Source organism: Kribbella voronezhensis (assembly GCF_004365175.1).
Classification (GTDB): Bacteria; Actinomycetota; Actinomycetes; order Propionibacteriales; family Kribbellaceae; genus Kribbella; species Kribbella voronezhensis.
On the sequence record NZ_SOCE01000001.1, the window covers coordinates 5099775 to 5125604 of the forward strand.

Sequence of the window (25830 nt, forward strand, 5' to 3'; positions counted from 1 at the left end):
GACCCGGCTCTATGCTGCCGGAGTGGACGTCTGGGCGAGCGGGGAGATCTACGAGTCGTACGTCGGGCGCTGGAGCCGTCAGGTGGCGAAGGAGTTCGTGAGCTGGCTGGATCAACCGGCAGGTTTGCGCTGGCTGGATGTCGGCTGCGGCACCGGAGCACTGACCAGCACCATCCTCAGTACTGCGAACCCGTCGGCCGTCGTCGGCGTGGATCTGTCGGCCGGCTTCATCGACTACGCCAGGCTGACGGTGCAGGACGAGCGAGCGACGTTCGAGGTCCGCGGTGCCGATGATCTGCCCGACGGGCCGTTCGACGTCGTCGTCGCGGGGATCATGCTCAACTTCGTGCCGGACCGGATCGGCGCGCTGCGCCGGATGCGCGAGATCGGCCGGACCGTGGGCACCTACCTGTGGGACTACGCGGACCGGATGGAGTTGATGAAGTACTTCTGGGATGCGGCGCTCGACCTGCGACCGCAGGACAGTGAGCACGACGAGGGTGCCCGCTTCCCGTTCTGCAATCGCGAGGGCCTGCAAGGGCTGTTCACCGAGGCCGGCTTCGCCGCGGTGGAGACGCGCGCCATCGTCGTACCGACTGTCTTCTCGTCGTTCGAGGAGTATTGGAAACCCTTCCTCGGCGGGCAGGGCGTCGCGCCGGCGTATCTGCTGTCGCTGGAGCAGGATGCGCAGGACGCGTTGCGAGACGAGGTGCAGCGACGGCTGCCTGTCGAAGAGGACGGCTCGATCCACCTGGTGGCCAGGGCCTGGGTCGCGCGCGCTACGAGCTGATCCAGTCGGAGCGGAGGAGGCCGAAGAACTGGTCGTCCGTCCATTCGCCTTTGAACCACGTGTTGGCGAGTCGCAGGCCTTCGTCGCGGAAGCCCACTCGCCTCAGCAGCGCGGCCGAGGCGACGTTGCGAGCGTCGCACTCGGCGGACACGCGATGCAGCTTCCGCTCGACGAAGAGGTGGTCGAGCAACCCGCGGACGGCTTCGGTGGCGTAACCGTGGCCCTGGTACCGCGGTGCAAGGGTGAAACCGAGGTCGGCCTGCATCAGGTTCTCGTGCAGGTTCAGCCCGATGTCGCCGATCAGCACGCCGTCGAGGTCGACCGCGTACTGGAACCAGCCGGGCACCAGCGGGTCCCCGGCAGCAAATCCCCGCACCGAGGCGGTCGCCTCCTCGATGCTGACCGGCGCCTCCCAGGACTGGTAGCGCGCGACCTCCGGCACCGACCGGTACGCCGCGAAAGCGGCCGCGTCGTCGGCGCGGAACCGTCGCACGGTCAGGCGTTCGGTGGACAGGAACATGCGGCCATCATGTCAAAGTCGCGCGGTCGGTTCCGTACTTCTTTCGAGGGGTCGCGACGGGCGGCCGAAGGTAAGGAGTGGGCCGGTGAAGTACCTGTTGATCCTGCAGGCCGATGTCGAAGTCCTGGACGAGTTGACCGAGGCGGATCGGGCGTCGGTCCGGACCGGACATGAGGAGTTCCGCCGCATCACCGAGGAGGCGGGCGAGCTGATCGGTCGCGAAGCGCTCGCCGATCCGTCCACCAGCACGGTCGTGTGCCGGGGCGGGATCCGCTCGGGTCCGTTCCAGGGCACGTCGATCGGCGGCTACTACCTCGTCGACGTCGAGTCGAAGGCCCGCGCGATCGAACTCGCGGACCTCCTCCCCGACACCAGGATCGACGGCCTGGCCGTCGAAGTCCGGCCGGTCATGTTGTCGGCCGGCGCCGATTACTGACCTCAGCGCCCGACCGTCAACCTCCTCGTCGCACCCGCTGCTCCGGCAACGTCCACGGTGACGTCGACGCCGAGCGGAGTACGCCGTACGGTGACGCCTTCGTCGGCACGGATAATCTTTGCTCCAGGCAACAAAAGGTGGAGCGTGATGACCGAGGCGCGCTGGGTCGGATCGGCGACGGCGAGATCGAGTTCGCGGCCACGTACGCGGCGGATCACCGAACAGGGTGAGTCCGCGGTCAGCTCGGCGACCCGGTCCGCCTTCCAGAAGTTGACCAACAGCAGGTCGCCGCTGAGGAGTGCCTGGACGTCGGCGGTGTTGCGCAGGATCAGCAGGCCGGAGGATTGGGACAACTGCTTGGTCCGGGCAACGGAAGCGCCCGGTGCGACCAGATAGGCGTAGGTCGCGGCGGTCGGGTCGATGCCGTGGTCGAGCCACATCGTCAGATAGCGACGGGTGATCGGGGTGGTCGGGCCGCCGGTGTTGATGTCCCGCCACGAACCCGTCCGTGTTTCACGCCGCAGTTGCAGGGTGGGGCTGCCGTTGAGGAAGACGTATCCGGCGACGCCGTCCAGATGCGCCCAGCGAGCGGCGACGGCGGCCGAGTCGCCAAGTGCGGGAACTTGCGGCATCCCGTTCACTGTCAGGGGGTTCGTGCCGGTGCTGTGTAAGTTGCGATTCTCCACGACCGTCTCCACGGCGTACCCGCTGCTGCCGCTGATCCCGGCGCCGAGCGCCACGACGTACTCGTCCAGGCAGAACCATGACTTGCGGGCCCGCATCGGCGAGACCGGGCCTTGGAGGTCCTGACCGACAGCGGCGTAGCCGTCGAGGGTGGCGCCGCCCACCCAGGTGGTTGTGGGCCTGGCTGCGCCCCATTCGCCGCCGGCTTTCGGTGCCAGCGGCAACTTGTCGACCGTGGTGCCGGGGAGGCGGTAGCGATCCACGGTCGGCCAGAACGCGTCGGCGTACTGGCCGTTGTCCTTGTCGTAGAGGTAGGTCATTCCGGAACCGCTGTGGAAGCCCTGGTCGTTCTCGCCGTTGCCGCATTCGTAGTACGCGATCCGTTGGCTGGCTATCGAGATCGAGTACGCCCAGCCGGACCGGCGGTGGACCGAGCGGTCCATGCTGGCGAACAGCGTGTGGCCGTTGCGCTCGGGCGCCGGGGTCACGCCCTGCAGGCTCTTGATCAGGGCGACTCGAGGGATCGTTGCCCCCGACAACACGTTGCCGAAGGTGTCGCGCTGCACCCAGCCGGCGACCGCCGACCGCCATTGCGCCGCAAGCGTCGGGTCGACGCCTTTGGCCAGCCGGAGAATGGCCTCCATCGCGGTGTAGCCGTCGTCGTGGTCGGAGGCGTTGTACCGGGAGACCGCCCGGCCGCGGACGAAGTCCATCATCCGCGCGTCGTGGACGACCGGCAGGTACGCCTTCGCGACCGAGTCGAACAGGATCTGCCGCTTCGGGTCGGTGACGGCCCACGGCGAATTCGCCAGCAGGGCAAGGAGTTTCCCGATTCCGCTGAGGAGCACGTGCCCGTAGGTGCCGGTGTAGGCGACCCAGGTGTGCTGCACGAACGAACCGTCGCGGTAGAAGCCGTCGCCGCTCGTGACGTACTGCCAGGTGTCGCTGAGACCGTCCCGGGCGTGGGTGAGTTTCGCCTCGTCCTCGGTGACCAGGGATCGCACGATGATCGCCTGGCAGAGGTCGACCCGGTTCGCGCCGGTGGAGACGATCGGGCCGCGCTCGGGCGGGAACATCTTGTCCGGATCGGGGACGAAGTGGTCGATGGCGGCGCAGTACCGCTCGCGGGTCGCGGCCGGCAGTTCGTCGTACAGCAGGACCATGATGTTCGCGAGCGGGCGGGTCGCGCCGATCTCCCACGACCACCAGTTGCCGAATTCGACGGTGCTCGGGTTGTAGATCAACTGGTTCATCGTCTCCAGCGCCGCCTGTACGTCGGCCAGCAGCGCGGGGTCGGCGTGGTACTGCGAACCAGGGGTGGACCAGGCGGTCGCCCATTGCTCGAGCCGGACGTAGGTGTTCGGGATCGATGGATCGGCCGTCAGCGGCTGGTCGGTGAAGACGAGTTTCCTGGTCGCGGTGCGATCGAGCTTCGCCAATGATGCCTTCACCGCGGTGTCCAGGCGGCCCAGCGCGGCGGCGTAGTCCGGGTCGGCCGGGTCGATGGCCGCGCTACCAGTGAGGTCGGCCGCCCACTTGGCGCGCAAGGCGGCGAAGTCGGCAGGTGCCGCGGTGGCCGGCAGTTCGAGGGTGAGGGCAGCGGCGGCGGCCGTGGTACCGGCCAGGAAGGTGCGACGTTTCACGGGGGCTCCTCGGGGCGGATCGCGGAGGACTTTCGGATGAGTCTGTGCGAAGTCATTCCTTGGGTCAACAGATTGATACGAATGAATTTCCGGCCCATGGCCCAGTAGAGTCGGCGCGTGAGCGCATCCGAGGTACCCGCGGCCGAGGCTGTCCGCGGGCAGAAGGCGCGGCATCTGGCCGGTGAGTTGCGGCGCGGGATCGCCGAGTTGCGGTGGCCCGGCGGCAAGCTGCCGACCGAGCAGCAGTTGGCCCGCGAACAGGGCGTCAGCCTGAACACGGTCCGGCGGGCGGTCGATCTGCTCGTCCAGGACGGCCTCGTCTATCGCCGGCAGGGCTCGGGGATGTACATCGCGAGCAGCGACACCGGACCTCTGGTCGGCGTGGCCGTGCCGTCGATGACGTACTACTTCCCGCGCATCATCGTCGGCATCGAGCGCGAACTCGCCCGGCACGGCGCGCAGATGCTGCTGCGGTCGACCGAATGGGACTCCGTCGAGGAGCGGCAGGCTGTCGACGGGCTGGTGAGTGCGGGCGCGGCCGGGCTCATCCTGGCGGCCGATGGACCGAGCATGGCCGGCCTGGAAGACCTCGACGTACCGGTGGTGCTAGTCGAGCGGGGGCTGGAGGATCCCACCACGCTGCACGAGTTCGTCGGCTCGAACCATGCCGCCGGGGCCCGCGCCGCGGTGCAGCACCTACGGAGCCTCGGGCATACCCGGATCGGTTATCTCGAGCGGGTCAGCCCTCATACGGCTCCGCAGGTCCGCGCGGGACTCGGCGACATCCCGGTGCTGGTGGAGTCGCGCGAGCGGTGGACGACTGCCGATGCCGAGCGCTTCCTCGCCGAACTCCTGCGGAAGAAGGCCACCGCGGTCATCTGTTTCGCCGACCGCGAGGCCACCCTGCTGCTCAACGCGGCCCTCGCGAACGGCATCTCGGTCCCCGGCGAACTCTCGGTGATCAGCTACGACGACGAGGTCGCGGATCTGTCCGACGTCCCGCTCACCGCCGTCTCGCCGGCCAAGTTCGACGTCGGCCGGCTCGCGGTGGAGACGCTGCGGGCCCGCCTCGCCGACCCGGCGTCCCCGCGCCGCCAGATCTCGTTGATCCCCGACCTCGTCGTCCGGGACTCCACCGGGCCGGTCAGCCGACCCTGAACCAGAGGTTGGTTCCCGACTCGGTCCCGGTTTGGCTGAGGCGCTCGAGCTTGATGGTGCCTAGCTGGGGGTAGAAGGGGACGCCGTCGCCGAGGAGCAGCGGGACGATGCAGACGAAGATCTCGTCGAGCTCACCGGCTTCCAGACACTGCCGGCCCATGCTGGCGCCGAGAACGTTCACGTACTTGTCGCCGGCGGCCTCCTTCGCCTGATGGAGCGCGCTCGCGAAGTCGTCGACGAAGGTGATGTCCGGGAGGTTCTGGTCGGGCAGCCGGTGCGTGACGACGTACTGCGGTCCTTCCCAGCCGCCGCCGAATGCCTTGCCCTCGCCTTCGTCGCCCTTGTGCGGGTCGTCGCCGTCGAACGTCCGCCGCCCCACCAGCAGCGACCCGATCCGCGGGATCAGCTCGCTGACCTGAGGATTCGGCCCCAGGTACGGCGTGAGCCACGACATGTCACCGCCCGGTCCGGCCATGAAACCGTCCAGGGAGATGCTGGCCGCGTAGAGCACCTTCGCCATGATGATCGACCTCCTGTCTGCGAGTTTGTCTCAGCTGAACCATTGAGACGAGCGAGACCGGAGAAACTCATCGCCGGCGACAGCTTCGCCGGCGACGAGTTCAGGAGCTCACTTCCAGTCGAACAGCTGCTCGCAGGTCGCCGGCGTCGGATGCTTGACGGAGTTGACGACCAGGACCTCGGTACGGGCCGGGTTGCTGTAGCACTTCTCCACCCGCGGGCCGTTCTTCGCCGAGTCGTAGACCAGCTTGCCGGCACCGTCGTAGCCACGGATCGTCCAGCCCGGCATCACGCCGATCAGGTGGTTGTCCTGCCTGGTCGGTTTGGCGCCGTTGGTGGGGAGCGGGAAGCTGTCCTGCTCCATCGGCGCGAACCAGAAGCCGTCCTTCAGGACCGCCTCGACCGGGGCGTCGCCGTGGTGCTGAACGGTCACCCGGGCGACCGACGGGATGTACATCCCGGTGCCCTCACCGCGTCCGTCGACGGGGGCGAACAGGTAGGGAACGTCCTTACCCGCCGGTGAAATGTTCGGGCCGAAGGCGCTGTCGCCCGCGATGCTGCCGTCGCCGGAGCGGCTGCAGATCCAGTAGTCCATCCCCTTCCGGGCGACCAACCAACTCTTGGTCAGTCCCGGCCGCGCGGTCTCGACGTACTCGAACGCGTGGATCACCTCGAAGCTCGCGAACGAACGCTGAGCGCCCTTGGTGAACTCGATGCACTGATTCCGGAACGCGGCCGTCTCGGCGGCACCGAGCTGCCGGATCTCGGCCGGTATCGGTCTGGCCAGTGGCGGCGCATTGGTTGCCTTGGCATCCTTCGGAGTGTTGCCGGAAGCAACCTTGGTGCCGCCGGCAGCCGGCGCAGTACCGGCCGGTGCTGTTTTGTCGCCCTTCAGAGCCGGTACTCCGAACGCGAGGCCGGCGATGACTGCGACAGTTGCCGCGGCTGCGAGCAGTGGTACGGCGGTGCGTCGGCGCGGTGCGCCGAATTCGTGGTCGACGATCGCGACCAGTTCGTCGCGCTGCCGGTCACGGACCGGGCGCGGAAGCTCGTGGTCCGGGGGAGTGGTCAGGTTGCTCATGGTTGTGTCTCCACGGAAGTCTTCGAAGGATCGTTGATACCCAGCTCGCGCAGGTGTTTTCGGGCCCGGGAGAGCCGGGACTTCACCGTGCCCAGGGGAATGTCGAGCGCGACGGCCGCCGCCTGCTGGTCGAGTCCCGACCAGACGCACAGCTCGACGATCTCGCGCTCCTGCCGGGGCAGGCGTTTCATCGCCGCGCGGGCCTGTTCGAGCTGGTGGTCGGTGTCCAGCCGGCCGATCACCTCGTCGGCGTGATCCCGCTGATGATCGGCCAGCAGGTGCGCTGCCGCGAGCGCCCGGCGGTAGCGGAGCTTGGCCCGCCACTCGTTGCGGACGGTGTAGTCGGCCGCCCGCAGCAGCCAGGGCAGGGCCGAATCCCGGTCGAGGACGACGTCGGCCCGCCGCCGCCAGGCGTGCAGGAACACCGCGGAGGTCAGATCCTCCGCATCGCTCCACGACGCGGTCCGCCGGTAGAGAAAGTTGTAGACCGCGCGAGCATGCCGGTCGTACAGCTGCCCGAAGGCCTCCGAGTCCCCGCCGGAAGCCCGGTCCCACAGCACCCGGTCGGTCGCCGTCATGATCACCCCATCGTGCCTGCCCTGAAGACCAATCACGTCCCCTTTCCTCCGTCACGGCTGTCTGCCCCTGCGCGCTGACTCATGCCCCTTCTGTGTCGCGGGCCGCCCAAAGGTTCCCGATCGAAGTGGAGTGCTGACCGGAAATGGGTGGCGGGCACGGGGGACGGGTCGGAATGATGGTGGCAGGAGCAGATGCCTATGCGAGCTGTCGAGATCGCCTGCGACGAGTCGGGGTTCTCCGGAACCAATCTTCTCGATCCGCGGACGCCGGTGATCACGCACGCCGCGGTCGATCTCCCGGCGGCGGAAGCTGCCGAGGTGCTCGGGCGCGTCCGGGCGAACTCGCGGCACCTGCAGTCGGAGTACAAGTCGACCCAGCTGCTGCGGCAGCGCTCGGCGGTCGAGTGTCTGCTGGAGTCACTCGCAGGGGCAGCTTCGGTCCAGCTGATCGACAAGCGATTCTTCGTGGTCTACCGGATGGTCGACTTCCTGCTCGGCGAGCCGACCTATGCGGCCGGGACGAGTCTCGCGCCCGGCCTTCGCGAGGCTGCCGCGGAGTTGCATCGCGAAGCGCCCACGATCTTCGGTTCGGCCAACTGGTACGCCGTACTGACGAGCTTCGTCGTGATGATGCGGACCAAGCGGCACCGGGTGGTGAATCGGCCGGCGGTGGACAACTTCTTCGATGCCCTTGGACGCCTTGACGGCGACCTGGAGTTGGTCGGGCGTCTTCGGGGGAGTCGGGGGCGGGTGCGGGGCGTCCTCACGACTCTGCTCGACGACCGGTCCAGCGTTCCGCCGCCGCTCGAGCCGTTGCTGATCGGGCTGGTCGAGACCACCTTGCACTGGAGCCGGGGTGAGCGCGCGGTCGACATCGTCCACGACGAGCAGAGCGCGCTGACTCCGCACCGCGTCGACAGCATCCGAGCACTTCTGAGCGGATCCTTGGGCAGCTTTCGGCAGGTCGATTCCCGCGAACATCCGCGGGTCCAGGTCGCGGATCTGCTCGCCGGAGTGGCTCGTCATCTGGCCACCGAGGAACTGCACGGCTGTGCCGATGCCGGGCTGACGGCGCTGCTCCAGCCGTATGTCCTCCGGTCGTCGCTCTGGGCCGACGAGGCCTCCGGCCGTCGGCTCGCGCTGCCCGCCGAAGTGTGACGAGGTGTTGACGAACCGAGGACGGCCCTGCAACCTTTGACTACCGTCCCGCAAGAAGTTGGCAAATCAACGCAATTTTGCATAACACCTCTTGTGAGTTCGGCGCAGTCCCTCCCGCCCCCGCCCGAACGACGGAGGACCAGTCCATGCGACCCAAGCAGCCTGCGTGGCGGCTGATGATCGGCTTGCTCTCGGCGGTGCTCCTCACCGCCGGTCTCCTGCCGAGACCCGCCTCAGCAGCAACGACAGCTTTCACCGCAACCCTCACCAAGACTCTCTCCGCAGCCAGTTCGCTCGGTGAGTACCCGGCGAACAACGCCGGCGACGGCAACCAGAACTCGTACTGGGAGAGCAACAACAACGCGTTCCCGCAATGGCTCCAGGCCGACCTCGGCGCCACGGTCAGCGTCAACCAGGCGGTCCTGAAACTCCCTGCGAGCTGGGGCGCACGCACCCAGACCCTCGCAGTACAAGGAAGTACGAACGGGTCGACCTTCAGCACGATTGTCGTCAGCGCGGGCTACAACTTCGCGCCGGCCAGCAACAACACGGTCACCATCACCTTCCCGGCGACGTCCGCTCGCTACGTACGGCTGAGCATCACCGCGAACACCGGCTGGCCCGCCGGTCAGCTCTCCGAGTTCGAGCTCTACGGCCCGGACACCGGCGGCGACACCCAGGCGCCGACCGCACCCGGCAACCTCGCGCTGAGCGAACCGAGTTCCGGCCAGATCCGGCTCAACTGGTCCTCCTCGACCGACAACGTCGGCGTCACCGGCTACACCGTCTACCGCAACAACGCGGCCGTCACCACCGTGGCCGCCAGCGTGCTCACGTTCACCGAGGCGCAACCGGCCTCAGCGACAGTCGAGTACTACGTCCGCGCCCGTGATGCCGCCGGCAACGAGTCCGGCAACAGCAACCACGTGCGTCGCTCCGGCCAGTCCGGTGGCGCGAATCTCGCCGCAGGCAAGCCGATCGAGGCATCCTCGTCGGTGTTCACCTTCGTTGCCGCGAATGCCAACGACAACAACATCGGCACCTATTGGGAGTCGAACGGCTACCCCGCCACGCTGACCGTGAAGCTCGGCTCGAACGCCGACCTCGACTCGATCGTGGTGAAGCTCAACCCCGACCAGGCCTGGGGCGCCCGCACGCAGAGCATCCAGGTGCTCGGCCGCGAGCAGTCCGCGACCGCGTTCACCTCGATCTCGGCCCGGACCGACTACCAGTTCAACCCCGCGACGAATCAGAACTCGATCACGATCCCGGTCACCGGCCGCGCTGCCGACGTCCGGCTGCAGATCTTCAGCAACACGGGTGCACCGGGCGGCCAGGTCGCCGACCTCCAGGTCATCGGTACGCCGGCCCCGAACCCCGACCTGGTGGTCACCTCGGCCACCTGGACCCCCGCATCACCGAACGAGACCAGCCCAATCACCTTGTCGGCGACCGTCCAGAACGTGGGCTCGGCAGCGGCCGGGGCGACCAGCGTCAACTTCCTCCTCGGCGGCACGGTCGTCGGAACCGCTTCGGTGGCAGCGCTGACCGCGGGTGCTTCGGCAACGGTCACGGCCAACGCCGGCACCAAGGCCGAGGGCAGTTACACGGTCGCTGCAGTGGTCGACCCGACCAACACGATCGTCGAGCAGAACGACACCAACAACACGTTCCAGGCACCCACGCAACTGGTGATTGCGCAGGCACCCGGACCGGACCTGCAGGTTCTCGGCATCACTTCCAACCCACCCAACCCGGCAGTCGGCGCCCAGGTCTCCTTCACCGTCTCGGTGAACAACCGCGGTACCGCCGCAACGGGAGCGACCAGCGTCACCCGGCTGACGGTCGGTGGCACGACCCTCAACACCAACACCGCTTCCATCGCAGCCGGTACGACGGTCAACGTGGCCGTCAGCGGTACCTGGACGGCCACCAACGGCGGAGCCACCCTGACGGCCACGGCGGACGCGACCAATGTCGTTGCCGAGACCAACGAAACCAACAACGCGTTCTCGCGGGCCATCGTGGTGGGCCGCGGCGCGGCGGTTCCCTATACGTCGTACGAGGCGGAGGCGGCCAACTACACCGGCACTCTGCTGACCACCGACGCGCTCCGGACCTTCGGGCACACGAACTTCGCCACGGAGTCGTCCGGCCGCCAGTCGGTCCGGCTGAACTCCACCGGCCAGTACGTCGAGTTCACCTCCACCAACCAGACGAACTCGATCGTGGTCCGCAACTCGATCCCGGACTCCGCCGACGGCCAGGGCATCAACGCGACCATCAGTCTCTACGTCAACGGCACCTTCGCGCAGAAGCTGAACCTGTCGTCGCACAACAGCTGGCTGTACGGCAACAGCGACGGACCCGAGTCGCTGACGAACACCCCTGGTGGCGACGCGCGACGGCTCTTCGACGAGTCCCACGCGCTGCTCAGCAGTTCCTACCCGCCGGGGACCAAGTTCAAGTTGCAGCGCGACTCGGGAGACACCGCGTCGTTCTACATCATCGACCTGGTCGACCTGGAGCAGGTCGCACCGGCACTGAGCCAACCGGCGGGCTGCACGAGCATCACGCAGTACGGCGCTGTGCCGAACGACGGGATCGACGACGCGGACGCCATCCAGCGGGCGGTCACCGACGACCAGAACGGCGTGATCAGCTGTGTCTGGATCCCGCCGGGTCAATGGCGGCAGGAGAAGAAGATCCTCACCGACGACCCGCTGAACCGGGGTCAGTTCAACCAGGTGGGTATCAGCAACGCCACGATCCGCGGCGCGGGCATGTGGTACTCGCAGCTCTACTCCACCATCGAGCCGCAGAACGCGGGCGGGATCAATCACCCGCACGAGGGCAACTTCGGCTTCGACATCGACAAGTTCGTGCAGATCTCGGACCTCGCGATCTTCGGGTCCGGCCGGATCCGGGGTGGCGACGGCAACGCCGAAGGGGGCGTCGGCCTGAACGGGCGCTTCGGTACCGGGACGAAGATCACCAATGTCTGGATCGAGCACGCCAACGTCGCCGTCTGGGTCGGTCGGGACTACGACAACATCCCCGAGTTGTGGGGTCCGGCCGACGGGCTGGAGTTCAGCGGGATGCGGATCCGGGACACCTATGCCGACGGCATCAACTTCTCCAACGGCACCAGGAATTCCAAGGTCTTCAACTCCTCCTTCCGGACGACGGGCGACGACTCGCTGGCCGTCTGGGCGAACAAGTACGTCAAGGACCAGTCGGTCGACATCGGCCACGACAACTCGTTCACCAACAACACCGTCCAGTTGCCGTGGCGCGCCAATGGCATCGCGATCTACGGCGGCTACGGCAACAAGATCGAGAACAACCTGGTCTACGACACGATGAACTATCCGGGCATCATGCTCGCGACCGACCACGATCCGCTGCCGTTCTCCGGGACGACGCTGATCTCCAACAACGGCCTCTACCGCACCGGTGGCGCGTTCTGGAACGAGGACCAGGAGTTCGGGGCGATCACGCTGTTCCCGTCGAATCTGCCGATCCCCGGCGTCACCATCCGCGACACAGACATCTACGACTCGACGTACGACGGGATCCAGTTCAAGACCGGCGGTGGTGAGATGCCGAACGTGGCGATCACCAACGTGAGGATCGACAAGTCCAACAACGGCTCCGGCATCCTCGCGATGGGCGGCGCCCGCGGCAACGCGGTACTGAGCAATGTGACGGTGACGAACTCCAGAGACGGAGACATCGTCAAGGAGCCCGGCTCCAGCTTCACCTTCAGCGGCCAGTAGCAGCCGGCGAGCCCTCGCAACCTTGTCCCGAGGTTGCGAGGGCTCACCGCGTCACGAAGTACCGAAGATCCGTTCGTACTGCGTGACGAAGGCCGGCTCGTCGATCAGGAACGGCAGGTCACTGCGGACCATGTGCCGGATCGCGAGCAATGCGACTGGGGCGTGCAACGGGCGAAAGTCCGGGTTCCACAAACCGCCTGCTTCAGGGGGCAACTGGTGGAACTGGCCGAGCATCAACCCGTCGGCGACGAAGTACGGCTTGAGCCGCAGTTGTACTCCGTCGATCACCTCGCCCACGGCGTCGTCGTCGAGATCGGGGAAGGCGATCAGGACCGTCTTGAACTGTGCGCCGGCGCCCTCGGTCGGTTCGAGGGTGCCGAACCAGTCCTTGTAACGCAGGACCATCTCGGCGACCTGGTCCGGATCAGGCGTGCCCGGATGCACGGCGACGCGGAACAGGTCCTTGCGCAACGAGGCGGAGACGAACGGGCAGACAGGACCGTTGCGGCCGAGATCCTCGTGCGGGTTGGTCAGATAGCCGCTGGCCCACTGCAGGATGGTCTCGACGGTTTCGCGTTCCGGGCTGTGCTCGGCGGGGAGATCGCTGCCGGAGTACAGATGCAGCCCCAACGAGTCAACGCCGGCGTAGGTCAACATGGTCAGTCCTCCACTGCATCGGGTAGCTGTTGTTCGACCTTGCGAAGTGAGCGGGACGCGAGGCCGACAAGCGACCACGCGACAAGCAGTACGCCAGTGGCCGCGACCACCACGGCCATGCCGCGGCCGGTGCCGGTGCCGAAGACCGGCCCGAGGACCCGGGCGAGTACGCCGCCCCCGCGCATCGGCGGCTCGAAAACCTTGTCCACCAAGGGCCCGGCGGCCAGGTAGCCGAGCGGCATGACGACCCGGGCCAGCATCAGGATCGTCGCCAGCACCCGGCCGAGCAGTTCGTGCGGCACCTTCACCTGGACCAGAGCCAGCCAGTGCGCGTTGATCAGGGCAGCGCAGAACCCGACGCCGAACATGCCGGCGATGGGGAAGAAGGCGGAAGGATGCAGGCCGATCACCACGGAGCTCAGCCCGATCAGGCCGACGCCGGCGATCATTCCGGTGACTCGTTGTGAGGTGCCGCCCCAGATCGCCATCAGGACGCCGCCGAGCAGGAGCCCGGCGCCTTGGGCCGCCAGCACCAGCCCGAGCGTCGCCGTACTGCCGAAGGCGAGAACCATCGGGGTGGTGACGACGACCACAACGCCGCCGAGTCCGTTCGCGACCGCGAAGAAGGCCGCCACGGCGAGCAGGCCGCGGCGTTCGTCGAGGTAGCGCCAGCCGCCGGCGATCTCGGCCAGCCATGGCTCGTCGCGGACGTGGAAGCCGAGGTCCGGCACCTTCACCACGGCCAGGGTCGCCAATGCCACAACCGAGGTCGCGAGGTCGATCCAGAGCACTCCGCTGAGGCTGAGGGCCAAGAGCAGAACGCCGCCGAGCAACTGCGAGAAGAGGAGCGCGGCTGCGGTTCCCAGCCCTACCAAGCCGTTCGCCTGTCCCAGATAGCGTTTGGGGACCAACTGGGCGACTGCGGCGAGATAAGCAGGTTGTCGGAAGGACGAGGTCACCGCGACCACTGTCACGAAGACGTACAGATGCCACAGGGCCAGGGAATCGACTGCCAGCAAGACGATCAGCATCGCTGCGGCCGCCACGGCCGTCAGATCGCAGCCCATCATCACGCGACGACGGTTCCACCGGTCGGCGACGGCGCCGGCCAATGGAGCGGTGAGGATCACCGGCACGATCGCGAAGGCGGCGATGGTGGCGAGTGCGGTGGCGCGGCCGGTCTGCTGGTAGGCCCAGACGCCGAGCGCGAAGGTCGACAGCCCGGCACCGATGAGCGAGACGAATTGTCCCGCGGTGACGGTCAGGAAGCCGGGCAGGTTCGCTTGCTGGGTGCGCTGCGAGACAGTGCCTGAGGGTGGCCTGGTGAGCAGTTCGGCGACTCGGGGATCGCGGTGGAAGAAGTGACCGGCGCCGGGAAGTCCGACCAGCTCCACCACCTCGCCGAACCGGTCCCAGTCGTGTACCCGTTCCGAGGAGAACCGCGTCGCCTCGTCGAGGTCGCCGACCACCACCCGCAACGGACTTCTCAGCTTGGGCACGTCGTCGGTGAAGGAGTTCGTGAAGTAGAGCTCACCTTGATCGGCTTGATGCCGGATCGCCTTGGCCACAAAGGCGCGCTCATCCGGCGGTGGCTCTTCGCCAAGGCCGCCGAGAACTCGGAGAGTGTCCGTGAGCATCCGGTCGGACTGGCGTCGTCCCGGTGCGAGCCGGGCGATCGATCCCAGCACGCCGGGCAGCCGCGTGTTGGGGAACGATGCGCCGAGGACAACGGACTCCGGGATCTTGCCCGCCCGCTCGAGTCGCTGCGCGATGGCGACGGCCAGCGCGCTGCCGACGCAGTGACCGTAGAGCATCACCTTGCCTGGGACCTCGGCGAGAATCCGTTCCGCACAGCGATCGGCCAACTCCGGCAGGGGAATCAGTGCCTCGTCGGGACGCGAGTAGTCGGTGCCTGGCGGCTGGACTGCGTAAAGGGCCCAGTTGTCCGGCATGCGTTGCGCCAGGTCGGCGTACACGATGGCGCCGCCGCCTCCGAAGGGTGCTCCGACCACGGTGAGCTCTGCTTCGGCGGCACCGAGTTTCGTCATCTGCTGCAGGACTTCCGCCGCAGCCCGAGTCCTCGTCTGCAGGTAGTCGGCCAGCGATCGCGCACTGGGACAGCGGAACAGGTCGAGGACCGACAGCTCTGGATCGATCGCCCGCACAGCCCGTACTGCGCGGAGCGAGTCACCGCCGACGTCGAAGAATCCGTCGTCGACGCCGACCTCGCAGCCGAGCACCTCGCCGAAGACCTTCAGAATCGCCGCTTGCTCCGGGGTCGCGTCCTGGTGTGCTCTGGTGGACGGTGTTGCCGGAGCGGGCAGCGAGAGCCGGTCGATCTTGCCGTTCGGCGTGGTCGGCAGCCCGGGCAGCCGGACGAACGTTGCCGGCAGCATGTAATCGGGCAGCGTGCCGCGCAGGAACTCGCGCAGCTCCGCATCGGTGGTTCCGTCGGCGAGTCCGACGACGTACGCGACCAGGCGGTCCTGCCGGACCGTGACGGCCGCCGAGACGATCTCGGGATGACCGGTCAGAACGGTCTCGATCTCGCCGACCTCGATCCGGTAGCCGCGGAGCTTGACCTGACCGTCCGCCCGGCCGCGGACCTCGAGCCGGCCGTCGGAGCGCCACCGGGCCAGATCGCCGGTGCGATAGATCCGGCCGTCGCCGAAGGGGTTCGGCACGAAGCGCTCGGCAGTCAGTTCCGGCTTGCCGTGGTAGCCGAGGGCGACTCCGGCGCCTCCGATGCACAGCTCGCCGACCGCGCCGAGGGGGACTGGTCGCAACCGGTCGTCCAGCACGTAGACGCAGGTGTTGGAGATCGGCCGGCCGACGGTGACCTCGGCCGAGGTGATGTGCTCGCGCGTCGACCACACTGTGGTTTCCGTCGGTCCGTAGAGGTTCCAGAGTTCGCCGACCACGCCCTGGAGCCGGACGGCCAGGTCGGGCGGCAGCGCCTCTCCGCCACAGACGGCCGTCAGATGAGGATCGCCGGTCCAGCCGGTTTCGAGCAGGAGTTGCCAGCTCAGCGGAGTCGCCTGCAGGTACGTCGTACCGGTGTCGCGGATCCGCTGGGCCAGCGCCTCGCCGTCGGCTGCGAGTTTCGGACCGCCGATGACGAGGGTTGCGCCGACGGTCAACGGCAGCAGGAGTTCCTTCACGGACATGTCGAACGACATGCTGGCCACCGAGAGCACGGTGTCCTCAGCCGTCAGGCCAGGCTCTCCCGCGAACGACGACAGGAGGTTGGCCAGCGCACTGTGCGGGACGACCACACCCTTGGGACGACCGGTCGAGCCGGACGTGTAGATGATGTACGCCGGGTCGCTGCCGGCCACCGCTTTGTTGGGAGCCGTGGCGGGTGGTAGCGGTTCCCGCAGGTCGACCGAGGGCAGGACCGAGGGCAGGCCGAAGGTCTGGGCGAACCCGTCCGTGATCAGCACCGCAGCACCTGAGTCCTCGACCATGAAGGACAGCCGGTCGGCCGGATACTCGGGGTCGAGGGGGAGGTAGGTAGCGCCCAGCCGGAGTACGGCGAGAATCGCTACGGGCATCCGGATGGATCGCTCCAGCGCGAGCCCGACGACCGTTCCCTTGCCGGCCCCGAGGTCCGCGAGCCGCTGCGCCAGGGCAGCCGATCGACTGTCCAGCTCGGCGTAGGTGAGCGACTCGCGATCGTCTCGTACGGCGATGCTCTGCGGGCGCTGGGCAGCTTGCCGGACTACCCAGTCGGGGGTGAGGCCGCTTGGCAATGGGCGAGTTGTCGCGTTCCACTCGTTGAGGAGCTGTTCGCGTTCGGCTGTGTCGCTGAGCGGCAGGTCGCCCAGCTTTGATTCCGGCGAGGCCGCGACCGTGATCAGCAGGGTCCGTAGATAGCCCGTCAGACGTTCGGCGGTGGATCGATCGAGGATGTCGCTGTTGTATTCCAGTGCTCCGCGGAGCCCGCCGTTGTCCTCGGTGAGATACAGCGACAGGTCGGTCCGGGCGACACCGGTGGCCGCGTCGATCGGTTCTACTGTGAGGCCGGGCAGCTCAAGGGCAGCCGGGGGTGTGTTCTGCAGGACGAACATGGTGGTGAAGACCGGCGTACGGCTCGGATCGCGTGGTACGTCGAGCGTCGTGAGCAACCGGTCGAACGGCATCGCGGAGTGCTCGAAGCCATCCAGCACGGTACGGCGTACATGCTGCAGGTAGGTCAGGAACGAGAGGTTGCGCTCGGGCTTCGCCCGCAGCGGCAGGCTGTTCACGAACATGCCGACGACGCGGTTGAGGTCCGGGTGGTCGCGACCGGCGACCGCCGTACCGACCACGACGTCCTCGACTCCGGCGTACCGGGCAAGTACGACCTGGTAGGCGGCGAGCAGGGTCATGAACAGGGTCACGTCGTTGGAGCGGCTCAGCTCGGAGAGCTTCGCGGTCAGGTCCGCGTCGAGATCCAGCCAGATCGCGCCGCCGCGATGCGTGGGCAGCGCCGGCCTCGGGTGATCCAGTGGCAGGTCGAGAGAGCTCGGGGCATCCTCCAGTTCGGATCGCCAGAACTCCTGCGTGGCGTGATAGGTCTTCTCCGTCTCCCACTGGGTGTAGTCGGAGTACGTCACCGGCAGTGGGTCGAACGACTCACCCCGGTACGCCGCCGAGAGGTCTTCGAGCAGGACCGCGTTCGACCAGCCGTCGCTGGCGATGTGGTGAACGGTCAGCAGCAGAAGGTGTTCGGCTTCCCCAGTTCGCAACAGGGCAGCACGCAACGGCGGACCGGCCGCGAGATCGAAGCCGTGCCGGAACTCGTCGTCGATCCGCTGCCGGATCGCAGCTGCGGTCCGACCTCGCAGATCACTGACAGGCAAGGGGATGTCGAGCTCGTCCCGTACGACGGCCCGCGGCTCGCCGCCGACACTCGGGTACGCCGTCCGCAGGATCTCGTGACGCTCGACGACCGCGGCGAGGGCGGCGCGCAGGGCGTCGTGGTCCAGGTCGCCGGTGAGGCGGAACGCGCTCGGCAGGTTGTTGACCGGGTTGCCTGGGTCGACCTGGTCCAGGAACCAGTATCGCTGCTGGCCGTGCGACAACTCGGTCGACCGTCGCTTCCGATGGACCAGCTCGGGGCCGTCGCTGCGGCGCAGTCCGTCGATGTGATTGGCCAGGGCAACGATCGTGCGATGCTCGAAGAGGTCGCGGACGACGATCGCGACACCGCAATCACGCCGAAGCCTCGCAGCGGCCCGGATCGCCAGCAGGGAGTGGCCGCCCAGGTCGAAGAAGTCGGCGTCCGGTGCCGGAGTCGGAATGTCGAGCAGGTCGGCGAAGACGGCAGCGATGCGCTGCTGGGTCCGGCCGGTCAACGGTCGATCGGCCGGCTCGGCATTCTTGTCGGGCACCGTCAGTGCTGCGAGGTCGACCTTTCCGTTGGGGTTCAGCGGCAGTTCGGGCAGCACGGTGATGGTCGTGGGCACGAGATGGTCCGGCAACCGCTCCGCCAGCCACTTACGGAGGTCGCCGGGTTCGCGGGTGCTACCGACGTACCCGTGGAGACTGCCCTCGGCGACCAGAACCGCGGCCGCATCGACCGCCGGATGAGTGGCGAGCACAGCCTCGATCTCGCCGGGCTCGACCCGATGCCCGCGGATCTTGGTCTGGCGATCGAGCCGTCCGCCGAACTCAACGGTCCCGTCCGGCAGCCACCTCGCGCGATCGCCGGTCGCGTACCGCCCGCCGAATCCGGAGGCCTCGCCGAGATATCCCCGCGCCACCGCCGGTCCGCGAACGCAGAGTTCTCCCCAGACACCGACCGGCTGCGGCTCACCCTGCCGATCCAGAATGTGCACGGCTGCATGGCTCAACGGCGTGCCCAGCGGAACACTGGTCGGCCTGCTGCCTTCGGTGGGGATCTCGTAGGCCAGTACTCCGACGGTCGTCTCGGTCGGGCCGTAGTGATTGAGGATCCTCAGCTCTGGCGCCTGGCGACGGATGGAGTCGATCAGTGACCACGGCGAGGCCGCGCCACCGAGAACCAAGCCCTTCCGTGGCAGGCAGTTGCCGGAGCCGATCAGTGCGGCCAGATGTGACGGGACGATCTTGAGGTAGTCCACCGGGTGTTGCGCCAATTGCTTGCTCAGAGCAACCGAGTCGACCGCGAGCTCTGCGTCGACCAGCTGAAGGGTCCCACCGCGGGACAAGGCGGTGAAGACCATCGAGTGTCCAAGGTCGGCCGCCAGTGTCGACACCACCGCATAGGTGGCACCGTCCTCCGGGTGGAGTCTTTCGGTGAAGGCGTCCACGTATGCCGCGAGACCACCGTGCTCGACCGCTATACCTTTGGGCCGACCCGTCGATCCGGAGGTGAAGATCACATACGCCAGATCTCCCGCTGCTACTTCTGGAAGCGGTCCGGGGCTGACATCGTTGCTTAGGGCATCCAGCGGAGTGATGCCTGGTAGACCGCCGAGATTGACGGCGAGGCGGGCGCCGGCGGAGGACAGGAGGGCAGTCTGCCGCGACGGCGGATGAGTCGGCTCGATCGGGACGTAAGCGGCGCCGGCCTTGAGGATGCCGAGCAGCCCGACGGCGTACCGGGTGTGTCGTGCGGCGGAGAGGCCGACCACGCTCTCTCGCCCTGCTCCTTCGGCAAGGAGGCGCAGGGCGAGAGAGCTGCTGAGGGCGTCCAACTCGGCGTACGTGAGTTCGCCGTCGGCGGCCGTCACGGCAACCCGGTCCGGCGCTCGCCGTACGGTGTCGGCGAAGCCGGTGAGGATCAGCGGTGCTGGGCTGGTTGCCGCTGGAGGTGCGAGGAGTCTGGACCGCTCAGCGGGGGTCAGCAGCGGCAGGGTGGCGACCGGGGCATCGATGTCGGCGGTGAGGCCTTGGAGCAGCAGGAGATATTGGTGAGCGAACCGCTCGATCGTCGCCGGCTGGAAGAGTTCGGTGCTGTAGGTGATCGACGCGGACATCGTGGGACCACCGAGGTCGGCGACCTCCAGCGTGAGGTCGACCTTCGTGGCCGGCGCATCGATGGGGACCGGCTCGACCTGGAGACCTGGCAGGTCCAGGTCCACCCGCGGCACGTGTGTGGCGCTGAACAGCACGGAGTACGGCGGTCTGCCCTCGGCCGGATACGGCAGCAGCGCGGCGACCTCCTCGAACGGAGCCGCGGCATGTTCGGTTGCCTCCAGCACCATGTTTCGTACCTGCTGAAGGAGTTCCCGGCCGGTCTGGCTGTCCTCGATCCTTGCCCTGAGCAGCACTGTCTCGATCAGGCAGCCGATGACCGTCCGGAGCTCCGGTACGGCGTCCCGTCCGCCGACCGGCGTCGCCACGGTGATGTCGTCGACACCGGCCTGCCGTCCGCACAGCAGCTGGAACGCTCCGACCAGACACATGAACGTGCTGACCTGCTGGTTCGCGGCCAGTGCTCGAAGGGCGGATGTCGCCGCTTCGTCGAGTTGGAACGAGTACTCGCCGCCCGCGTCGCTCGGATGCGCGGGTCGCGGACGATCACCGGGCAGCTGAACCGGTCGAGGCGAATCGGCCAGCTGCTCACGCCAGTACGCCAGGTCGCAATCGGTCGAGCGCTGCTGCTGCCAGTGCGCGACATCGGCGTACTGAGTGCCCACAGCCAAGCCGCCACCGCCGTACGCCGTACTGAGTCGGTCGGCTATCAGCCCCACCGACCAGCCGTCCGCCGCGATGTGGTGAACGCAGAGGAGCAGCACGTGCTCGTCCGGCCCGACCCTGAACAGCGAAGCGCGGAAAGGCGGAGCGACTCCGAGATCGAACGGTCGACGTACTTCGTCTCCGAAACCTTGCGTTCCTTCGAACTCGCGCCAGTCGAGCGCGGCAGCCTCAGCCAGCACTGCGGTCGGCGTGCCGTCGTTCGCCGGATAGAAGGTGCGGAGGGCGTCCGCCGACTCGACGACCGCGACCAACGCCTTCCGTAACCGCTCGCTGTCTACCGGTCCGCGGAGACGCCAGGCGACCGGCAAGGTGTAGGCGGCGCTGTCGGGTGCGAGCTGGTGGAGGAACCACAGCCTGCGCTGGGCCGACGACAGGACAACGTCTGCACCCGCAGGCCGACCCGGAATCGCCGCCCGCTTCGGCGCCTTCGTTCTCGCCTTGGCCAGTCGCGCCGCGAGCGCCTCCGCGATCGCGGCGGTACTCAGGTCGGTGCTCACGAAGATGCTCCCAGCAACTGGTCGAGGATCGACTGCTCCACCGCGGCGGCCAGTCTCGCCACGGTCGGCGCATCGAAGAGAGCCCGGACGCCGAGCTCGATCTCGAACCGGTCCCGGACGTCGGCCATCACCTGGGCGGCGAGCAAGGACTGCCCACCGGCCGCGAAGAAGTCGTCCTCCACGCCGAGCTCCGGTACTCCGAGCGCTTCCTGCCAGAGAGCGAGCAGCAGCTCCTCGGTCACCGACTCGGGCGGTCGTGACGGGGATCCAGACCCGGCCGGTACCGGCAAGGCACGTCTGTCGAGCTTGCCGCTCGCCGATCGGGGCAGAACGGGGAGCTCGCCGATCGTGGCGGGGACGAGGTGGGCCGGGACCCGGGTGGCCAGCCAGTCCCGCAAGCCCACCGCCGCGCCGACGACGTACGCGTTCAAGGTCGGCCCCGCTGTGGCGTCCTCGTGGACGAAGGCGACCGCCTCGTGGACGTCCGGATGCGCGGTGAGGGCTGCTTCGACCTCGCCGAGTTCGATCCGGATCCCGCGGAGTTGGACCTGGTCGTCGATCCGGCCGAGCAGCATGATCGTGCCGTCTTCGCGCCAGTACGCGAGATCGCCTGTGTGGTAGCGGTTGCCGGGGCCGTAGGGATCCGGCGTGAATCGTTCGGCGGTCAACTCCGGCCGATCGAGATAGCCCCTCGTCACACCGACGCCGGCGATCAACAGTTCACCCGGTACGCCGATCGGCACCAGCCGGCCGCGCGGGTCGACGATGGTGATCCGCAAGCCAGGAATCGGCCGGCCGATCGCGGGCCGGCTGCCGTCGGCGACACAGTGGTTCATCACGGCGGCGATGGTGGCCTCGGTCGGTCCGTAGGAGTTCACGAAGTGCCGACCCGGCGCCCACCGGCGTACCAGGTCAGCCGGACAGGCCTCGCCTCCGACCGCGATGGCCCGGACTGTCGGCAGTGTGACTTCGTCGGGCAGAGCGGCGAGAACCGAGGCAGGCAACACGAGATCGGTGATCCGCTCGCGGTCGATCAGGTCGGCCAGGTCGGTGCCCGCGACCTCGTCGCGTCGTACCACGAGCGTCGCTCCGGCGACCAAGGTCATGTAGACGTCCGAGACGGACACTTCGAAGCCGAAGGGGACGAACTGCAGTACGCGACTGTCCTCCGCGACGGCGAAGTTGCGGATCTTCGCCAGGACCAGGTTGGTCAGACCGCCGTGCTCGGCGAGGACGCCCTTCGGCCTGCCGGTCGAGCCGGACGTGGAGAAGATGTGGACGAGATCGGCCGCGCCGACCACGTCGGCCAGCGGCTCACCGGACTGCTGACCAGCCTTGGCCAGAAAGTCCTCGTCGAGGATGACGGCGGCCTGGACATCCGCCAGCATTTCCTCGACCCGTGGCGCTGGAAGCTCTGGATCGACCGGTACGTAGCAGCCGCCCGAGGCGGCTACGCCGAGCATCGCCACGACGGCAGCGACCGATCTCGGCAGCCTTACGGCGACTGGCGTGCCGACCTCGACGCCATGGGTTCGCAGCAGCCTGGCGAGTTGGTTGACCCGGTGCTGCAGTTCGGCGTACGTGAGGACCTCTTGGCCGCAGACCACCGCGGTCTTGTCGGGCCTGGTCCCGGCCGTCTCGGCAACGAGCTGATAGGCCGGTCGTCGTTCTGTGAAGGCATCGCCTCCATTGCCTAGAGCAATCAGTTGCTGGGTCTCCTCCTCGCTGCACAAGGGCAGGTCGGCGACCGTCGTACCGGGGTCGGCGAGGGCAGCGGTCAGGAGGCCGAGTAGTTGCCGGTTGATCCGCTCAGCAGTCGACCGGTTGAAGAGTTCGTCCCGGTACTGAACGGTCAGCGTCATCCGGCCGTCCACCGGCTCGACCAGCACCGTCAGATCGAATCGGGCGTTGTCGCCGTGCCACTCGCCGAGCGACCTCATCGTGGCGTTGCCCAGGCCGACCGGCCCGTCGTCGGGTTGTCCGACGACGAGCAGTACGTCGAAAGGCGCCTCGCCGGTGGCGCGGTCCGCCACGATCCGTTCGAGTGGAACGCCCTGGTGTGCATGCGTTTCCAGCACCGTACTGCGAGCCTGCCGGAGCAGGTCGCGGAAGGACGCCTGGTCGTCGACCAGCACGCGCAGCGGGACCGTGTTGACGAAGCAGCCCACCACCTGGTCGAACTCCGAAACCGTCCGGTTGGCCATCGGCGCACCGATGACGATGTCGCCCTGCCTGGTCAGCCGCTGCAGCAGCGCGGCAAGGGCCGCGTACACGATCGTGAAGCGACTGGCTCGCTCGTCGGCGGCCAACCGATCGATTGCGGTCAGAACGTCCGCAGGTAAGGGGATCCGGATCGAACCGCCGTGGTACGTCGTCACCAGCGGCCGCTGGTGGTCCGTGATCAGGTCGAGGTGGGCAGGAGCGCCGGCCAGCTTCTCCTGCCAGTACGCGAGTCCTTCCGCCTGTGGTTGCTGGGCCTCCCACGCTGCGACCTCACGCGGGCCGAGCTGAGGCTGGGGGAGTTCGCGTCCGGAGTACAGGATCGGTAGGTCCGCCAACAGGATCTCGAGGGAGCGGGCGTCGACCGCGCTGTGGTGGATGGTGAGGAGGAGGCGCCAGCTGTCGGGACCGGTGGAGGCGAGGACGGCGCGAATGAGGCGGCCGACGGCCAGATCACTGCCAGGCTGCGGATGTGCGGCGAGTTGCTCGTCAATGTCCTTGCCCTGGGCATTCAGTACGTCGAAGGGCACGCGATAGGCGGGCACGACGCGCTGGTACTGGCCGTCCGGGCGGGTCTCGATCGCAGTACGCAAAGCTTCATGGCGCTCGACCAGCTTGTCTAGCGCAGTCGCAAGGCGATCGGGGTCGAGTGGACCGTCGATCGTGTAGCGCATGCGGACGTCGTAGATCGACGGATCGGCGAGGTATTGGTCGAGGAACCAGTAGCTGCGCTGTGCTGCGGTGAGTGGCGCTGCTTCCGCTGCTCGCTGCAGGTCTGCCGTCGCCTTGGGTGCGGGAAGCGGGGGCAGGATGGCGGCGAGGTCGGCGATCGTGACCGAGCCGAACATGAGCTCGAGCGGCAACTCGCGACCCCATCGTTCCGACAACCTGGTCAGGACCCGGGTGGCGGCGAGCGAATGTCCGCCGACTGTGTCGAACTGTTGGTCCGCGCCGAGATCCTTGCGGCCGAGTACTTGCTCCCAGATCGCGGCAATCTCTTGCTCGGTCTCGGTGTTCGGCGCCCGTCCGGTGGGCGTCTCGGGCCGGTGAGCACGGAGGGCGCCGCGGTCGACCTTGCCGTTCTCCGTCCGTGGCAGCTCGGTCAGCGCAGTAAGGGTCGCCGGGATCATGTGGGCCGGAAGGTAGCGGGCAAGGTGCTCGCGCGGATCCACGCCGGCCTTGGCGGGCACGTAGAACCCGGCGAGCCTGACCTCGCCGTCGTCCTGCGGTACTACGGCTGCCGCAACGATGTCGGGATGCTCACCGAGCACGACCTCGACCTCACCCGGCTCCACTCGCTGGCCCCGGATCTGCACTTGGTCGTCGACGCGCCCGAGGAAGTCGAGCTCGCCGTCGGCGCGCAACGCAACGAGGTCGCCGGTCCGGTAGAGACGGCCGTGCTCGGGGTCGGCGACAAATCGGTCGGCGGTGAGGTCAGGCCGGCCGAGGTACCCACGGGCGAGGCCTGCTCCGCCGATGAAGAGTTCACCGGTCTGTGCCACCGCGCCTTCTGGGTCGCGGATCTGCAGTACGGCGCCGTCGACAGGTCGGCCGATCGTCGGTACGTCGTCGCCCGGTGCGACTTCCGCCCAGGTGGCGACGACCGCTGTTTCGGTCGGGCCGTAGAGGTTGTAGACCTTGAAGGGCAGGGCGGCGGGCGGGCGTGCCGTGAGTCGGTCGCCGCCGGTGAGCAGGGCTCTCAGGTCCGGATTCTCGGGCCATTCGAGAGTCATCAGCTCAATGGCGAGGACTGTGGGAGCGAAGGCGACCGTGATTTCCTGCTCGACGAGGAAGTCGCGGAGGGCGGTCGGTCTGAGCCGCTGTTCTTCGGTCGGGATGACGAGGGTTCCGCCCGAGACCAGCGTGGGCCAGAGCTCCACCATCGCGGCATCGAAGCCGAGTCCGGCCACGAACGAGACCCGGTCGGCCGCGGTCATGGCCAGTACCCGTCGCTGCCAGTCGACGAGGTTCGACAGTGCGGACTGGGGGACCTGCACGCCCTTGGGCCGTCCGGTCGAGCCTGACGTGTAGATGACGTAGGCGAGATCCTGGGGGTTCGGCTCCGAAGGAGTCCGGTTGCCGGTGTCGGCGCGGGGGAGGCCTGGCCGGAGTACGGCTGCGGGGTTGGCAGAGGTGAGGAGGAACTCGCGGCGGGCGGCGGGAAGTGCTGGATCGATCGGGAGATAGGCGGCACCTGCTCGCAGTACGGCGAGTGCGGCTACGACGAACTCGATGCCGCGCGGCAATTCCAGTGCCACTACGTCGTCGCGGCCGACCTCGATGGCGGCGGCTACGGCGTCTGCCTGCTGGACGAGTTCGCTGTAAGTGATGGCGGTGCCGGCTTGGACGACAGCCGTACCGGCGGGCTGCGCGTCGGCGACGGCCGCGATTCCGGCAGCGATGGAAGCAGTTTCCGGACAGGCGTCAACAGACCTCAAAGTC

The 25830-nt window shown here is 67.8% G+C and carries 13 protein-coding genes; 5 read left to right on the forward strand and 8 right to left on the reverse strand.

Annotation, left to right across the window (positions count from 1 at the left end; genetic code table 11):
* Positions 1-22 precede the first annotated feature (22 nt).
* Positions 23-790 carry a class I SAM-dependent methyltransferase gene (locus EV138_RS23870; protein ID WP_133981014.1) on the forward strand — a complete coding sequence of 256 codons (768 nt, stop codon included), beginning with the start codon at positions 23-25 and terminating at the stop codon, positions 788-790.
* On the opposite strand, the gene EV138_RS23875 is transcribed toward EV138_RS23870, so the two are convergent.
* The gene (locus EV138_RS23875) at positions 780-1310 is read right to left on the reverse strand and encodes a GNAT family N-acetyltransferase (protein WP_133981015.1); all 531 of its coding nucleotides are present in this window, start codon (positions 1308-1310) and stop codon (positions 780-782) included. The genes EV138_RS23870 and EV138_RS23875 overlap by 11 nt on opposite strands.
* 85 nt (positions 1311-1395) lie before the next feature.
* On the opposite strand from EV138_RS23875, the gene EV138_RS23880 reads away from it, so the two are divergent.
* Positions 1396-1746, forward strand: a complete 351-nt coding sequence (locus tag EV138_RS23880; RefSeq protein ID WP_133981016.1) for a YciI family protein — start codon at positions 1396-1398, stop codon at positions 1744-1746.
* A gap of 2 nt (positions 1747-1748) precedes the next feature.
* Here the strand turns inward: EV138_RS23880 and EV138_RS23885 are convergent, their stop codons facing one another.
* Positions 1749-4073: a polysaccharide lyase 8 family protein gene (locus EV138_RS23885; RefSeq protein ID WP_238158313.1), complete on the reverse strand. Its 2325-nt coding sequence runs from the start codon at positions 4071-4073 to the stop codon at positions 1749-1751.
* Between the two features lie 117 nt (positions 4074-4190).
* Here EV138_RS23885 and EV138_RS23890 point away from each other — a divergent pair, with 117 nt between their 5' ends.
* Positions 4191-5231 carry a GntR family transcriptional regulator gene (locus EV138_RS23890; RefSeq protein ID WP_133981018.1) on the forward strand — a complete coding sequence of 347 codons (1041 nt, stop codon included), beginning with the start codon at positions 4191-4193 and terminating at the stop codon, positions 5229-5231.
* On the opposite strand, the gene EV138_RS23895 is transcribed toward EV138_RS23890, so the two are convergent.
* The 3 genes from EV138_RS23895 to EV138_RS23905 all read right to left on the reverse strand — a co-directional run bounded on the left by EV138_RS23895 (position 5218) and on the right by EV138_RS23905 (position 7409).
* Positions 5218-5751, reverse strand: coding sequence for a dihydrofolate reductase family protein (locus EV138_RS23895; protein ID WP_133981019.1), 534 nt, complete (start codon positions 5749-5751; stop codon positions 5218-5220). The genes EV138_RS23890 and EV138_RS23895 overlap by 14 nt on opposite strands.
* Before the next feature lie 108 nt (positions 5752-5859).
* Complete coding sequence (locus tag EV138_RS23900) at positions 5860-6831, reverse strand: hypothetical protein (protein WP_133981020.1); 972 nt, start codon at positions 6829-6831, stop codon at positions 5860-5862.
* A complete protein-coding gene (locus EV138_RS23905; protein ID WP_133981021.1) occupies positions 6828-7409 on the reverse strand; it encodes an RNA polymerase sigma factor in 582 nt (193 codons plus the stop codon). The genes EV138_RS23900 and EV138_RS23905 overlap by 4 nt, the downstream gene beginning before the upstream one ends.
* 198 nt (positions 7410-7607) lie before the next feature.
* Between EV138_RS23905 and EV138_RS23910 the strand changes: the two genes are divergently transcribed.
* Both EV138_RS23910 and EV138_RS23915 read left to right on the forward strand, forming a co-directional pair.
* A complete protein-coding gene (locus EV138_RS23910; protein WP_133981022.1) occupies positions 7608-8567 on the forward strand; it encodes a DUF3800 domain-containing protein in 960 nt (319 codons plus the stop codon).
* Positions 8568-8713: 146 nt separating this feature from the next.
* Positions 8714-12346, forward strand: a complete 3633-nt coding sequence (locus tag EV138_RS23915) for a CARDB domain-containing protein (RefSeq protein WP_133981023.1) — start codon at positions 8714-8716, stop codon at positions 12344-12346.
* A 51-nt stretch (positions 12347-12397) separates the two neighbouring features.
* On the opposite strand, the gene EV138_RS23920 is transcribed toward EV138_RS23915, so the two are convergent.
* Genes EV138_RS23920 through EV138_RS23930 form a run of 3 tightly spaced genes read right to left on the reverse strand, consistent with a single transcriptional unit; the run spans position 12398 to position 25826 of the window.
* The gene (locus EV138_RS23920; RefSeq protein WP_133981024.1) at positions 12398-13003 is read right to left on the reverse strand and encodes a DUF6875 domain-containing protein; all 606 of its coding nucleotides are present in this window, start codon (positions 13001-13003) and stop codon (positions 12398-12400) included.
* A gap of 2 nt (positions 13004-13005) precedes the next feature.
* Positions 13006-21168: a non-ribosomal peptide synthetase/MFS transporter gene (locus EV138_RS23925; RefSeq protein ID WP_133981025.1), complete on the reverse strand. Its 8163-nt coding sequence runs from the start codon at positions 21166-21168 to the stop codon at positions 13006-13008.
* Positions 21165-25826, reverse strand: coding sequence for a non-ribosomal peptide synthetase (locus tag EV138_RS23930; RefSeq protein ID WP_133981026.1), 4662 nt, complete (start codon positions 25824-25826; stop codon positions 21165-21167). Before EV138_RS23930 ends, EV138_RS23925 begins: the two co-directional genes overlap by 4 nt.
* Positions 25827-25830: the final 4 nt, after the last annotated feature.